The sequence below is a fragment of the Streptomyces sp. 2-1 genome (assembly GCF_048564895.1).
Classification (GTDB): Bacteria; Actinomycetota; Actinomycetes; order Streptomycetales; family Streptomycetaceae; genus Streptomyces; species Streptomyces phaeochromogenes.
Genome location: NZ_CP183383.1, coordinates 11438175 through 11452431 on the forward strand (window position 1 = coordinate 11438175; position 14257 = coordinate 11452431).

A 14257-nucleotide genomic window follows, 5' to 3' on the forward strand; every position below is an offset into this window, starting at 1 on the left:
TGCGGTGACTGCATTCCGTTGACCCGTGGTGCTGCAAGTCGGTTGCGACGGGTTCCGGACCCTGAGCAGCTTGACCTGCGGTCCTGCGGGTTGCGTGTGACGCAGATGCAATGAGAACGCCTATTGTGGCGGCGCTGGGGAGTGCCCGGGGTGGTGATCATGGTCGTGGCGTGGGGAACGCTTCCTCCCGGAGGTCTTTGATGGGGGTGCTGATGAGCTTGCCGAGTGGTGGCCAAAGCTCAAGCAGGATGCCTCTGTTGGGGAAGCGGTATTGGTCGTCACTGATGCCTTCGGGGTGACTGGCCGTCGCGATGGAAGGTAGCCCGGATCCCCGGCGCCGAGACGACCGCGATGGCATACTGGGGCCTGCGTTTGTGGGCGCACACCACCCTTAGGGCCACCGCCTTGGGTGAACCCGGCCGCCGCCAGGACCGCGACGATGTACCCCGGCTCGGATCTGACCCTTCACGTCCAAGGCCTGCCGGATACATGGTGCGGTGGGATGTATCTGCAGTGAGAGCAGGCCTGATGGGATCGTGATGTCCGGTCGTACTCACCGTACTCGTCTGGCACGGGCTTTCGCCGTCGCTCAGTCCATGGCCTACCAGAAGGCTCTGGCTCATGTGATCACCTGTAGCGAAGCTGGACTCCTCCCGGCCCGGCTCGATCATGGGGGCATGGAGCAGGCTCTTGTCGTTCTGCAGCAGAACCTTGGTGCACCCGGCCTGACGAGGCGGGCCCGTTCCGGTACAGAGCCGAAAACCGCTGCAGCGACGAAGACGGGTTCGGCGAAGGCAGCGACGGTCAAGCGGCCGGCACTGTCCAAGGACCCGCGCTGTGTCGCCCTGGCCGAGGCGTTGAAGCCGGTGCTTGAGGCCACCTGCCCTCCAGGTGGCAGCGGGTACGGAGGGGCGTTGCAGGCCAGCCTCCACCCGGCTGACGCAGAGATGCTGGGAGGTATGGCGCTCATCCGGGCCGCGATGCGTCGTGCGGCGCGGCAGTTGGGGTGGCGGGTGCGGACCGTGGGCTACGCGCGAGAACGCCTCGTCGTGGTGCTTGTTCAGGACGTCCGCGAGGAGCCCGCCGAGGTCTCAGATGTCCTGGAGAAGGATTTCATTCGCAGAGGCCACGAGATGATCGAGCGTATGTCGGCAGACGGAGACGAGGAGGCGTTGAGCAGGCTGGGACCCGCCCCTGTCGAGCGGCAGACTCAAGCGTTCCTGCAAGCCGCCCGGTTGGCGGTCGCGGCGCATCCCGGTGCGTGGCGCTAGGGGCCGACCGGCGATGCTCGCCTCGGACGACCTTGCGTGCCACCGCCGGTGCCGCGGGGCCTGGCTTGCCCGTTCAGTGCCTGTACGCGACAGGGCGGGCAGCGAGGCAGGTGCGGTTGTAGGGCAGGAGTCGTTCGTCGGAGGTCGGTCGGCGGCGCCAGCGCGTGCAGTCACGGGCTCGGTGCGGATCTGCGGGGGTGGTGATGCGCACCGCCGGGATCGTGTTCTTGCGTCTGCCGCCCGTGCCGGCGGGCCCGTCGATTGAAAGGGTGAACAAGCTGCCGATAACCCCCTCCTGTGCGGACCATGGGGTTCCCGGCACGCGGTCACAAGAGGGGCGGGCTGCGTAGCACTGGCACCGCGAAGGCGTCCAGGGCCCTACCTCACGATCCGCCACGAGAATGCGGACAAGGGTGCTACTCGGGCGGCGTCCTACGCGCCGGCTCGGCTGTTGAACTCATCCACTGAGTCCTTTCAGCGGGGCTGCTCCAGGGTGAGGACGTCTGCGGCAGTTGACGACACTCGATTCGTCTGCTCACGCTCTTCGGACGATGCGCCAGGACCTCGGACGGGCCACGCCTGCCCCGCTCCACCGGAGCTCGCGTTGCGGAGAGTGCCCGGTTGACCATGCGCCCGGCCGGTGATCTTGAGGGTGTCTCAGTTAACGACCGCTGTGCCGCGAACTTCCGGCAGAGAGCCGCGAGGAGCGTCATTGATGGCCATTGGAAGAGCGGCCAGGTGCCCTTGGGCGGTGTTCTGGGTATGACTGACGTCGGAGCGGCGGTAGCGCGTTTGGGGACGGCGCGGCTGCTACGGCGGAGGACCGGGGGGCGGTCGATGACGGTCGAGGAGCTCGTGGCAGCAGTGGTCGCCTTGGCGATCGTGTCTGCGAAGAGGCTGGGTGCCGGTCTGGCGGATCGCGCGATGGAGGGTGTGGAGCAGTCGGTGGCCGACCGGCTGGGGCGGCTGTACCGGTGGGTCGCCGGACGGCTGCCCGGTGAGGAGGGCGCGGCTCTGGTCGATGAAGCGGGCCGTTCTCCGGCTGCACAGGCTCTGCTGCGACGGCGGCTGGTACTGGCTCTGGGCGAGGATCCCGCAGGCGTTGAGGAGCTGCGGGTGCTGCTGTCGCCGCACGCGCCGGTCCTCGCCCATGGCGATTTCCTTCTCCCGGAATCGTCCGGAACCCCGCGTCAGCTGCCGCTGGCGGTGGCGGATTTCACCGGTCGCGGCCAGGAGTTGGCGCGGCTGGTGGAGGCTGCTGAGCGCCCGGGCGGGGGCAGGGTGTGCCTGGTGCACGGTCCGGGCGGGGTCGGCAAGACGGCTGTCGTGGTGCAGGCTGCTCATCGGCTGATGCCGTCTTTCCCCGACGGCCAGCTTTTCGTCGACCTGAACGGGGTGGAGGAACGTCCTGCTGCCGTGGGCGAGGTTCTGGGCGACTTCCTGGTGGCTCTGGGAGTAGCGCGCGGCAGAATCCCTGACGATGAGGCTGGACGGACACGGCAGTTCCGGACGGAGTTGGCCGACCGGCGTGTCCTGATCATTCTGGACAACGCGGCCAGTGAACAGCAGATAGGTGCGCTGATACCGGGTGGGTCTTCGTGCGCTGTACTGATCACCAGTCGCCAGGGCCTTGCCACGTTGGCCGTGGATGAGCGCGTCGCACTATCGGGGCTGGACGAGGACACCGCCTGGGATCTGTTGAGACGGATCAGCGGCGGGGACCGGGTGGACGAGGACCCCGAAGCAGGTCGCGACGTGGTCCGTCTGTGCGGCGGGCTCCCGCTGGCCCTGCGCATCGCGGGAGCACGGCTGGCCACGTTTCCCGCCCGTACGGTGGGCTCCTTCGCCCGCGATCTCGCCGACGACCACCGGCGGCTGGATGTGCTGAGCCTGGGCGAGCGCAGCGTGCGCGCGGTCTTCCGCGCTGGTTATCAGGCGCTCCCGTCGTTGCAGCAGCGTGCGTTCAGGCTGGTGTCCGCCCTGGACACTCCCGACCTGCCGGCCTGGGCGCTGTCGCCTTTGCTGGACATGAACGCCGATACGGCCGACGCGTGCCTGGAGGGACTGCTGCTGGCGCATCTCGTGCAGGCTCGCCGCGGCGAGGCGGGCGGCCAGCGCATCGTGCTGCACGATCTCGCGCGCGGGTTCTCCAAGGAGCAAGCGGCCGAGCAGCCGGCCGACGAGTCCGACAGCGCCGTGCGGCGTCTGCTGGGCGCCCTCCTCAGCGCGGCCGACGCAGCCGACACGCAGCTACGACCGGCCGGTGCCCGGCACAGCGGCCGTGACGGGGCGGTCCGCCGTCCGCCGCCGGACGACGCTGTGGCGGGTGATGTGGGGGAGGCCGTCGGGTGGTTCGAAGCCGAGCGTGTGGTGCTGGTGGCAGCTGTCGCCCATGCTCACGCTCGCGGGTGGTGGGAGCTGTGCTGGGAGATCACCGACGCGATGAGTATCGCTCTTGAGCATCAGTGGCGCTGGGACATCAGCAGCCAGGTCCATGAGCTTGCTCTGGACGCGGCCGACCGTCTGGGGGACAGCGGGGCCCGTGCCGCGCTGCTGCGCAACCTCGGCGAAGCCTTGCGTGACGGCGGCAGTGACGTGGGCAGGGCCGCAGAGTGCTTCAGCGAAGCGATCGCTCTCTTCCACAGCTCGGGCGACGCACACGGCGAAAGCGATGCCCTGGGCAACCTGGGAATCCTGCAACGCCAGCAGGGCGAGCTGCGGGAAGCGGCGCGAACGCTCACCGCGGCCGAGAGGCTCTTCAGGGCCCTGCCGCTTGAACGCGGACTGGCCTGGACCCTGCGGGAAAAAGCGGTGATCAGCCGACACCACGCTCACTACAACCAAGCCCTCGCTCAACTCGACCAAGCGCAGGCCCTGTTCGCCGCCAACGAGGAACCCCGCGGTATCGGGTGGATTCTGCGCACCCGCGCCGACACCGAGAAGGAGAGCACGGTGGGCGGCTGCCCGCTCCCTCGTCGCTGGTACGCAGGCCCCTGGCCCGGGTGCCACATCACAAGCCGCCCCGCACAGGATCCGCAGTGGGCCGCGGCCCGCACCCACTACGAGCACGCTGCCCAGACCCTGCACGCTGTTCAGGACCACCGCGGGCACACCTGGGCCACCCTGGGGCTGGCCGACATGGCGCTCTACGAGGGCGACCACACCGCCGCCGAACTGATCAGCCGTGCGCTTCAGGAGACCGACGCCTGCGGCGACCATCGAGGCCGCAGCAGGGCACTGACCGTGCAAGCCCTGCTGCACGCCGAGGCAAACCGCCTCGGCGACGCCATCATGCTGGCAGAACAAGCCCTCGCCGGCCCCCGCGACCACGTCGGCGCCGCTCAGGCCAGCTTCCGCCTTGCCCGTCTCTACGGCGCCGCCGGCCGGCATCACGACGTCCTCCACACCCTCCAGCAGTCCCGAACCCATTACCACGCTGCCGGGATGCCCTTCCCCGACCTTGCCGACACCGAACTCTGCAGGACACTCAACCGCCCCGTGCCCCGCGCCCATCGCTTCCGCCGCCATCAGCGATTCCTGCGGCTTGATAGACCGCATTAGGAATCCACTGCGTAGCCGAATTCGGCCGCTGAACGTCTTGTGTATCGATCAGTCCGCTGTGATCGTCTGATCCAGACGCTGCTTCAGTTCGGTGTGGGGGAGGGGCGGTTGGTGCCGGCCGGCTCAGGGTCGGTGAAGCAGCCGGTCACGGTAAGGGCCAGGGCGGCTGTGGCAATGAGGATGTGCATCTTCTGCCCGCGGCACCATCCGCGGGACCTGTTCTGAGTTGGCGGCACGGGCGTGCACAGTGACCGCTCGTTTCTCGCTTGGGTCTGGGATACGTCGCCAAAGGGCGGCCGGAGATCAGGTATTGAGCTCAACAGGTCAGGTGAGTGACGTGAAATGGTCAGAACGGACCGCCTACGTCAACTTGCCGCCTGGTGCAGCGTTTTGGTCCGCAGCCGCCTTTCCTGTTGTGAGGGCCGCTTCCGAGGGGCGCCCGGTATTCAGCGGATGGAGACGGCGTGGGAATACTGAACGATGTGGCACCGGCCCTTGCGGCCGCAGTCGCCGCTGCCAGTCTGGCGGCCGGGCGAGGCCGCGGGGCAGGAGTGTGGCGATTCCTCAATGAAGCAGTCCGCCATCGCGAACACGCACGTGCCGAGCAGGAACGGCACGCAGGGCTGGCCGCTCTGCTGGAGCGTCTCCCACCAGGAAGCCGCCTAGTCGTGCGTCAGGAACCGGGCGGCCGTCACAGCATGGAGGTCCGAACCGAGCGCCGCCTATCTGCACCTGACCAGCGCAACGCGCCATGAGCGGCAGCGAGTTCCGCCCAGCAGCTCCTGGGTTCGAGGCGTTCTTCATGAGTTACGACCCGCGGGTGCGCCGCTACCTTCTCGCCCGCGGGGCCCGCAACGAGGTACTGAAAGAAGCGGCCGACGCGACGATGGAGGAAGCCCTGCGGTACTGGGACCGCCTCAGGCATCATCCGAATCCGCAGGCATGGCTGTTCAAGGTGGCTGCACAGCGGCACGCCAAGAGCTACAAGGAGCACCTGCGGCAGGAGAAGCTGACCGATCCCGGCGATTTCGACCGGCTCGTCGACCATGACACCGGTATCTACTGTGAGGACCGACTGGATCTGCTCCGCAGGCTGCGCGAGTTACCAGAGCAGCAGCGCGAGGCCTTGGTGATGTTCTGGCTGCTCGACATGCCATACGAGCAGATCGCTGAAGTCATGGGAGTACAGGCCAGTACGGCGCGGGCTCACGCGGCCCGCGCACGGGCCCGCCTCGCCCAGATGTATGCCGATGAGGAAGGGGGATGCACATGAACACCCAGGAGCGTCTGGAGCAGACGCGCCGAGCCCTGGCGGAGATGTGGTGCGACGAGGAAGCAACCGCGGAACGCTACAAGCGACTTATGGCCCGCACCCACAGCGCCGCATTTGCTCCGGGCGTGCACCCCGCCACCGCGGCAGCGGTGAACGAGCACGAGATCACTGAAACCAAAACCTGCAACGATCAGGAGGCGTTCGCGCTCTGCTCGCCTGGGGCGAGGCGAGCGTCTGCCAGCACAGCTCTGGACATTGCCACGGGTCCCGCCGGGCGGCCGCGTGGGACAGCAGCGGCCGCCGCGGCCAGCCACCCGGCAGCCGACAGCGAGAGCGCCCGGACGATGGACCTCGTCGAGCGCGCCCAGTCCGGTGAGGCCGACGCTTTCGGACGCCTCTACGACCAGTACAGCGACACTGTGTACCGCTACATCTACTACCGCGTCGGCGGGAAGGCGACCGCGGAAGACCTCACCAGCGAGACCTTTCTCCGCGCCCTGCGGCGCATCGGCACGTTCACCTGGCAGGGGCGTGACTTCGGCGCCTGGCTGGTCACCATCGCCCGCAATCTGGTGGCCGACCACTTCAAGTCGAGCCGCTTCCGCCTTGAGGTCACCACCGGCGAGATGCTAGACGCCAACGAGCCCGAGCGCTCGCCCGAGGACCGCGTCGTGGAACGCTTGATGGACGCGGCGCTGCTGGACGCCGTCCGCCGCCTCAGCCCGCGGCAGCAGGAGTGCGTGACCCTGCGCTTCCTGCAGGGCCTCTCGGTCGCCGAGACCGCCCGCGTGATGGGCAAGAACCAGGGCGCCATCAAGACCCTCCAGCACCGGGCCGTGCGCGCCCTCGCCCATCTCCTGCCGGATGACGGGCACTGATGATGCTGGCCAGGGGTGATGGGCGCAATGATGTCGAAGCCACAGCGCCAGGCCGGCGTGCGGCTGCCGTGGGAGCGCGGCTGTGCGTTTCTGGTGACTGCGGGCGCCGATTTGGTGCCCGACAATGCGGCCAGCACATGGATTGATACCGCGCTGTGCGAGCTTGAGGCGGGGGCGCCGGTCGGCACCGCCAGGCTGGCAGCGGATGCCCTGGCCTGCCTCGCGAAGCTGGCCTCGGCTGCTCACGGCCGCAGGCCGAACGGTTGGTTCAGACGGTTGGCCCGCCCGCGACCGCAACCGCGGTCCGGGCCCGCGACCACGCCCGGATCTTCCTGAGCATCGCCCGGGAGCACCCCGCGCTCGGCCCCGCGCTGGTACGGGACCTGTGCCGGGCCCTTCCGACTCAGGACGAAATCGTCGCCGTGGTGCCCTCTGAGGGCGAATCTGTGCTGACCCAACATCCAGAGGCGGTGCGCGATGAATGCCAAGCTGACGTTCCGGCCGAGGGACACCGGAGCCGGGCCCGGTGGTCGTGTGGTGGGTGCTCCGGCGGCTGCTCAGCCGGCTGTTGCCTTCGGCTGCGGCTCGGCCTCGGTGGACTGCGGGGCGGTGGCGGCGGTGTAGAAGACGGATGAGCCCTGCTTGGTGCGGTGGGCGTGGCTCTTGGCGACCAGCCCTTCGACCGTGGTGCGCACCACGGTGGTTTTGATGGTGCGGTCGGGGTGGGCCTGGGTGAGTGCGGAGGAGATCTCGGCCGCCGACCGCGGCTCGTTCTGCTGCTTGAGGTGGTTGCGGATCAGATCGACCAGGGACGGCTTGCCAGCTGCCTTTGATGCCTTTGCGGACGAGGCCTCGGCGGGCTTCTTGGGTGCCGCCTTGCCCGCGCCCGCGGCGGCCGTCTTCTTCGGCCTGCTGCGCTTGGACTTGGCGGGAGCTTGGCTGGGCACGGACACAGCGGCCTTGGTGGCTGCCTCGCTGGCGGGGGTCGCGCCGCCGAGGGCCTGCTGCATGTTCACCAGCACGGTGTGGTCATGCTGCAGAGTGCGCAGCTGCTCCTGCAGGGCTTCGACTTCCGCGCCGATGCGTTCCTGCTCCTTGGTGTTGCGCTCCAGGTCACCTGTGATCTGGGCGGTGTACTGCGAGGTCAATTCTGTACTGCTGGCCTGGCTTTCGGACATGACATTGGCCCTTCAGTAGTGCGCGGGCACGGTGGTGAGGAGCAGGGACCGTATCCGCTCATGGATGGTGGGGAGGTATCCCGTCTGCGATGACCGGACAGTCAACAGGACACCACTGCGGCAGCCTGCAGGAATTTAGAGATAGTACGCACGAGTGGAACCAGATGTTCGTGCTGAGTGATGTGTCACTCTCCCATCAAGGCAGGACAGCCGGCAGATATGGGTGCCTCAACCAGTAACTGGCAGCCGTGCTGTCACCGTTGAACCGTTGCTCGGCCCACCCCGATCTGGGGAGGCAAGCGCCAGGAGATCTCCTCGTCGCCGATGTGCCGCCAGCTGGCCAGGAGGCGGGAGCGGACGAGTTGGTCGAGGATGTCCTCCAGCTGTTGCGGGGACTGGCCGCACAGGCGGGTGAGGAGGTCGAGTTCCGCGCTCCCTGTGCTGTCGCAGGTGTGGGCGGCGAGTGTCAGCGCGGTGAGCTGCACCGAGGGAGCCATCTCGCGCGGCGTGGCCAGGGGAGTGGGGCGCAGCGCCCAGCGGGCCGCGCGAACACGCGCGCCGCGGCCCGATGCCTGTCTCTGCATGGCCGCATCGAACAGACGGGTTTCCATGGGGGAGTGTGGCCGAGCGGGGCAGATCAGCCATCTGGCGTGTTCGAGTTCACTCCACAGTTCGGTGCGGCCCCGCAGCCGCATGCCACGCAGGAAGCCGTTGGGGAGCCGGACATGCCCCTGATGGTCGGCGCGCAGCGCGCACTGCAGGGCCAGCAGGCGGGCGGCGGGGGAGGAGTATCGGGGCAGGGCCACCGCAAGGTAGGTGAGTATTTCCCTCACGCACAGCCGCTCGCCCGGCCCGTGAAGGGGATTGCTGTGCCGGGCTGTCCGACTTGTCGCCTTCGTGGGCGCCGGACCGGGCAGTGTGTCGGGTACGACGGCGGTGTAACTGGTGGCGGCCGCGCAGGCGGCACAGGCATCCGCAAGGCGCCACATACGGCCGCTGCGGTCACAGGTCAGCTCCAGCAGCACCGGGCCGGCGCAGCCGCGGCGGCGCAGGTGCCATGAGTAACCCCGCGCCCGGCACTGGCAGGTCCGCAAATGCCCCGGCAGCGCGTCGTGTTGGGCATGGCGGGCCAGATGGGTCAGCGCGGCCGACCGTGCGGAGGAGGCCGGCGGCCGGTAGCCGTGAAGTGCGCAGTGAGGGCAGCTCAACAGCAGTCCTCGCGGCCGCGAGTGCAGCTGTATGGTCCAGATGCGCTGCACCGTGTCATGCGTGGAGAGCCTCATCTGGCTCGTCGTCCTCCGATCTGTTCAGTGCCGCTGAACTTCCGTGTCCCAGACGTCTGGAAACGGGAGCCAGGCACGCTGCGTCGCTGATCCTGCACCGTTGTGGAGCGCGGAATTACTCAACGTCAACCTGCGGGGCGCGAACTTGGAGGACGCGAACACCCTGGAGAACCTCAACTCGGCCGCCGACACCCTGGTCCAGGCGGTGAGCCGGCCCGGCCTGCGGATGGACCTGGACCACTACCACGCCCAGATCGGCGAGGGAAACCTCATCGAACTGGTTCGCAACGCCTACGCCCTGGGCCTGATCGGTGAGATTCAGGTTGCCGACGTCCCCCGGCCGCCGCGAACCCGGCACCGGCGAGATCGACTACCTCGTCGTAGCCCGCACCCTGAAGGAACTCGGCTACGAGAGCACGGTCGCATGAAACTCTTTGCAGCACAGCCGGATTTGCCATCACCTGACCGCCCAAGATCACCAACGGAGTCACGGCATTGCTTTAGGTCGGCTCCGCCTGGTGAGACGTCAGGCTGGTGACGCTGTAGACGCGTTCGAGGGTGACCTCGCTAGTAGTGCTCCCTCGCGTCTGTCTACGTGCTGTACTGGCTGGCACTGCCGACCTGTAAGCCCACAATCACGATGCGGGGACCCGTGATGCCCATCCTCACAACCGCCGCGACGAAGGCGGCGTCCTCCGTCGCTGTTACCGTCGCCCGTAGGTTACTTGTCGCCGAGGGCCCGGGGGCGGGGCTGGTGGACCGGCCCGTACGAATATCGGCCCGAGTTTCGTTGCAGGGCGAACAGCGGAGGCTGGCGGAGAAGGATGTGCGGAAGCTGCTGGCGAACCTGGTACAGCGTGCCTGCACGGTAGAGCCGGGGGAGGCCCCGATACTGGAAGGCGAACACGGGGCGGTGGTGGATGCGCTGGCGCGGACGTTGTTGGCGCTGGGCGAGCTTGAGATGGACGATGCGGATGCCGTTGCGATGGAGCCAGCCGCTTTCGCCAGTGAGTTGCGGAGGGCTTCGCCGGAAGCAACTCAATACCTGTCAGGTGACGGCACCGCCCTGTACGGGAGTCTGCTGGAATTGAGCTGTCTGCATATCCTGAACTTCTTCACCCAGCGGTCGACCTTCATCCCGCACACCTTGGTGAAGCAGACCCGGCGGCTCCATCAGATCAACGCTCGGCTAGATCGGGTAGTCGATCTAATACCTGACCGCAGCGCCGAGGAAGCAGAGTTCCGGGACCGGTACGGTCACTACGTAGTCAATACATACAGCAGGCTGCGGTTGTTCGGAGTCGACGACTTCGGTGAGCGTGAGCGCAACGAGTGGCCGCTGGATATGACGTACCTGAGTTTGGAGGTCGTCGATGTAGCCGAGGAACGCGTATCTGTAACGCGTGACCCGATGGGCGGATTTTCTTGGGCTCGGGAGTGCGGGCAAACGGACGGGGTGCGACGCGTTGAGCAGGCGTTCGCTGGACGGAATCGAATCTTCGTGCGTGGGCCTGCGGGATGTGGGAAGACGACGCTGATTCAGTGGTTGGCGGTCACCGCCGCGCGAAACGAGTTCCCGCAGGAACTCAGCCACTTCAACGGCCGCGTACCGTTCGTCCTGATGCTCCGACATCTGATTCGGGACGCGTATGCCCTCCCTCAGCCTGGGGAGTTTCTTGCCCGGATGGGCATGCCGCGCGCCGCACCGCCGGGGTGGGCCGAGCACTTGCTCGATACCCGGCGGGCAATCCTGCTCATCGATGGCGTCGACGAAGTGCCGATCGCCCGGCGCGATGAGGTACTGACCTGGCTGCGCCAGCTCATGATGACCTGGGATGACATTCCGTACGTCATTACGGCCCGCCCCGACTCAGTTCCGGAGGGCTGGCTCCGGCCGCACGGTTTCGACGAGTTCGCGCTGCGGCAGATGGGCCGCGAGGACGTACGGACGTTCATCGGTAAGTGGCACGATGCTATGTGCTCGACCTATGAGAACGATGAGCAGCGCGGGGAGGTCGACGAGCACCGGCAGCTACTCCTGGACACTGTCTTCTCGAACCCGGATTTGGCCAGGCTTGCGATGAACCCCTTGATGTGTGCACTGGTGTGTGCGCTCAATCATGCTCGGCGAGGGTATGTGCCCGGCGGCCGTAAGGAGTTGTACTCCGCTGCGTTGTCGATGCTGCTGGGGCGGCGTGATCGGGAACGTGGGATGGGATCGCCTGAGTCCCTGTCGATTGGCGAAGGACAGCAGATCGCGCTGCTGCAGAAGATCGCGTACTACCTTGTGGTCAACGGTGAGACGGAGACCGAGCAGGACACTGCGATCAGGCTTATCCGCGATGTGCTCCCGGACATGCCCAGCGTTGCTGGGCCAGAGCGGGCCATAGGAGTGTTGCGCTACCTGCTGCGGCGCAGCGGGGTACTACGGGAGCCAGGAGCGGGGCTGCTCGACTTCATCCACCGCACCTTCCAAGACTATCTGGCCGCAAAGGAGGCGGTAGAACGACGCGATTTCGGCTTGCTGGCCCGCAACGCGGAGGACGATCAGTGGCACGACGTCATCCGCATGGCTTTTGGCCACGCCAGCCCGATCGAGTGCGCCCTACTGCTTGAGAAGCTGCTGCAACGGGCAGACGCCCGCCGGCCAGGGCGGCGCAGCCGCCAGCAGCGGCTGACCCTGCTCGCAGCCTCCTGTCTGGAGCACACCGTCGAGCTGGATGGCTCACTACGGCGGGAAGTGAAGCGGCGTACGGAGGAGCTGATACCGCCCGGGACTATGGAGGACGCGGAGCAGTTGGCCAAGAGCGGCTCGGTATTACTCGGGCTGCTCCCACAGAATCTCGCGTCGCTCAATGCAGAGACCGTTCCCTGCGTGGTGCGTGCGGCCAGTCTCGTCGGCGGTGATTTGGCCCTCCACTACCTGGGGAAATTCAGTGGTCACCGCCTGCTCTCTGTCCGGGCCGAGCTTGCGGCGGCGTGGGACCGGTTCGATTCCGAGGAGTACGCGCGAACGGTACTCTGCGACGGATTCTTCATTGTGGACGTCAAATCAGTCGAGCAAGCGATGGCGGCGCAATACGTTTCGAAGGACGCGACGTTCCGGCTTTACGGCCCCGCCGGTGAAACCGCGCTCGGCTATCTTCCGGTCGACCACGTACGGAAACTCCACCTCACCCACACAGAAGAGCTCGACGAGCTTCACCACAAGGTGGCCGATGGCCAATTAGGTCGGTTTAGAGCTCTTCAAGAGCTCCATCTGATCGGCTTCGACCCTTCCGACTGTGCTGAGTTGCGTGGCCTTGGAACGCTGAGACGTCTCTCGCTCGCGCCAAGAGAGGCTACGGGGAATATTTTCAAAAGCTCCTTCCTTCCTCAGCAACTTTTCTACCTGGACGTGGGCGGATCCATGGTGCCAACTGGCCTGGAAATGCTCACTTCTCTCCGGGAGGTTTCCCTGAACGGAAGCTGTCTGACGCCTGACGGCTGGGCCGCACTCGCTGCGGCAGCACCCCTAGATCGGTTGAACCTGCGTTTGAACTCAGTCTCGGAGTTCATGTCGCACAGTCGGCCGGTGAAGGCACTCGCAGTAACTATGAATGTTACCGGGGGGCCGATTGAGCTGGATGTCTTCCGGGAATGGGAAGTGACCCGGCAGTTGATCGTCCATTGTTCTGACGATGTGCGGCCAGATATTTTCGACAACCTCAATGACAGGAATGATCTATACGTCGAAATCACCGGAAAGAACGGCACATTCGTTTGGGGAGAGCCGCCATTGCGCTAAATGCATCGTTTTCATTGAATGTATTCGTCGTTGGCCAGGTCATGACGAGTCTTGTTGAGCGTCTCGTGCTGGATGAGTTGTAGCAGCTGTTCCGGGAGACCGTTCCGTCAACGGCGACGCGACGGCTGCGCGGCAGGGCAGCCTCGCTCAAAGGTCTATCCGGCTTGATGCTGGTCCAGGTAGCCGATGAGGCTATGGGGTTCGCGAACTGAACGGAACTGAGGCAGGATCGGCCTCCGAGTGATCATGACGTGTCGAAGCCCTGATCGCCGCAACTGAAGACCGTGCCTGCCTGCTCATCATCGCCCAACTGGTCGGCGGCTGTGAAGTCCGCCAGGTCGAGCGGTACTACCTCGCCCGGGTCGACGCCGATGCCATCGCCCCGGCGAGCGCGCCCAGATAGACAACATCCGCGAACAGCGTTGATAGCACCTCGCCCAACTGCGCGCCACAGCCGAGACGGTGTACCCGCTCGGCGCCACCCAGCTCATCTCGCTCCTGGACGCGATTCCGCACATCCGGGGCCAGCGCGGCCGTCCCCGCCACAAGCCCAACCGCCTGTACGCCGACCGAGGCTACGACTTCCGCAAGTATCGCCGATTCCTGTGGGTCCGTGGCATCGTCCCGAAGATCGTCCGACGCGGCGCCTCGCACGGCTCAGGCCTGGGCAAGACCCGTCGGGTGGTAGAGAGAGCCTTGGGGTGGCTGCACCAGTTCAAGCGCCTGCGCGTCCGCTACGAGATACGCGCCGACCTCCACCAGGGACTCCTCCAACTCGCCTGCGCCATAATCTACTTGGGGCGACTCCGCACCGCATTCTGAAACGATCAGCATAAGCCAGCGCCGACGTCGACCGTGAAGTCCAGGGCTTCTATCTGGCTGCTGTGTGGCGGGTAGCGGGCGTGGAGCAATGCTCCGTCCACTGCGGCCGTGAGTGTGGCGTAGGTCACTACGGGGGAGGGGAACCGTTTCTCATGCCCCCTGTTCACGTGGCCTTCACAGCGGTTACTGTCCCGGTTCATTGAT

7 protein-coding genes and 1 pseudogene are annotated in these 14257 nt (G+C 66.4%); 6 read left to right on the forward strand and 2 right to left on the reverse strand.

The annotated features are described in order from the left end of the window. Positions 1-677: 677 nt before the first annotated feature. The 4 genes from ACN20J_RS49830 (at position 678) to ACN20J_RS49845 (ending at position 6983) form a co-directional block, all read left to right on the forward strand. A complete protein-coding gene (locus tag ACN20J_RS49830; protein ID WP_419668775.1) occupies positions 678-1271 on the forward strand; it encodes a hypothetical protein in 594 nt (197 codons plus the stop codon). Between the two features lie 837 nt (positions 1272-2108). Then, positions 2109-4832, forward strand: a complete 2724-nt coding sequence (locus ACN20J_RS49835; RefSeq protein WP_419668776.1) for an ATP-binding protein — start codon at positions 2109-2111, stop codon at positions 4830-4832. A gap of 751 nt (positions 4833-5583) precedes the next feature. Continuing rightward, positions 5584-6105 carry an RNA polymerase sigma factor gene (locus ACN20J_RS49840; protein WP_419668777.1) on the forward strand — a complete coding sequence of 174 codons (522 nt, stop codon included), beginning with the start codon at positions 5584-5586 and terminating at the stop codon, positions 6103-6105. Next, on the forward strand, positions 6102-6983 hold the full coding sequence (locus ACN20J_RS49845) for an ECF subfamily RNA polymerase sigma factor, BldN family (protein WP_419668778.1): 882 nt from the start codon (positions 6102-6104) through the stop codon (positions 6981-6983). The genes ACN20J_RS49840 and ACN20J_RS49845 overlap by 4 nt, the downstream gene beginning before the upstream one ends. Positions 6984-7540: 557 nt before the next feature. Here the strand turns inward: ACN20J_RS49845 and ACN20J_RS49850 are convergent. Beyond that, a complete protein-coding gene (locus ACN20J_RS49850; protein WP_419668779.1) occupies positions 7541-8161 on the reverse strand; it encodes a hypothetical protein in 621 nt (206 codons plus the stop codon). Between the two features lie 254 nt (positions 8162-8415). Beyond that, positions 8416-9444 (reverse strand): hypothetical protein, encoded by a 1029-nt coding sequence (locus ACN20J_RS49855; protein WP_419668780.1) that lies wholly within the window; start codon positions 9442-9444, stop codon positions 8416-8418. A 655-nt stretch (positions 9445-10099) separates the two neighbouring features. Here ACN20J_RS49855 and ACN20J_RS49860 point away from each other — a divergent pair. Beyond that, positions 10100-13231: an NACHT domain-containing protein gene (locus ACN20J_RS49860; protein WP_372505632.1), complete on the forward strand. Its 3132-nt coding sequence runs from the start codon at positions 10100-10102 to the stop codon at positions 13229-13231. 480 nt (positions 13232-13711) lie between these two features. Continuing rightward, positions 13712-14053, forward strand: a pseudogene (locus tag ACN20J_RS49865) (transposase); the annotation flags it as partial. Positions 14054-14257 lie beyond the last annotated feature (204 nt).

What these genes read in the sequence shown, in the direction of transcription:
- ACN20J_RS49835 (WP_419668776.1), top strand. Translation starts at nt 2,109, where the DNA reads ATGACGGTCGAGGAGCTCGTGGCAGCAGTGGTCGCCTTGGCGATCGTG.
- ACN20J_RS49860 (WP_372505632.1), top strand. Translation starts at nt 10,100, where the DNA reads ATGCCCATCCTCACAACCGCCGCGACGAAGGCGGCGTCCTCCGTCGCT.
- ACN20J_RS49845 (WP_419668778.1), top strand. Translation starts at nt 6,102, where the DNA reads ATGAACACCCAGGAGCGTCTGGAGCAGACGCGCCGAGCCCTGGCGGAG.
- ACN20J_RS49855 (WP_419668780.1), bottom strand. Translation starts at nt 9,444, where the DNA reads ATGAGGCTCTCCACGCATGACACGGTGCAGCGCATCTGGACCATACAG.
- ACN20J_RS49830 (WP_419668775.1), top strand. Translation starts at nt 678, where the DNA reads ATGGAGCAGGCTCTTGTCGTTCTGCAGCAGAACCTTGGTGCACCCGGC.
- ACN20J_RS49850 (WP_419668779.1), bottom strand. Translation starts at nt 8,161, where the DNA reads ATGTCCGAAAGCCAGGCCAGCAGTACAGAATTGACCTCGCAGTACACC.
- ACN20J_RS49840 (WP_419668777.1), top strand. Translation starts at nt 5,584, where the DNA reads ATGAGCGGCAGCGAGTTCCGCCCAGCAGCTCCTGGGTTCGAGGCGTTC.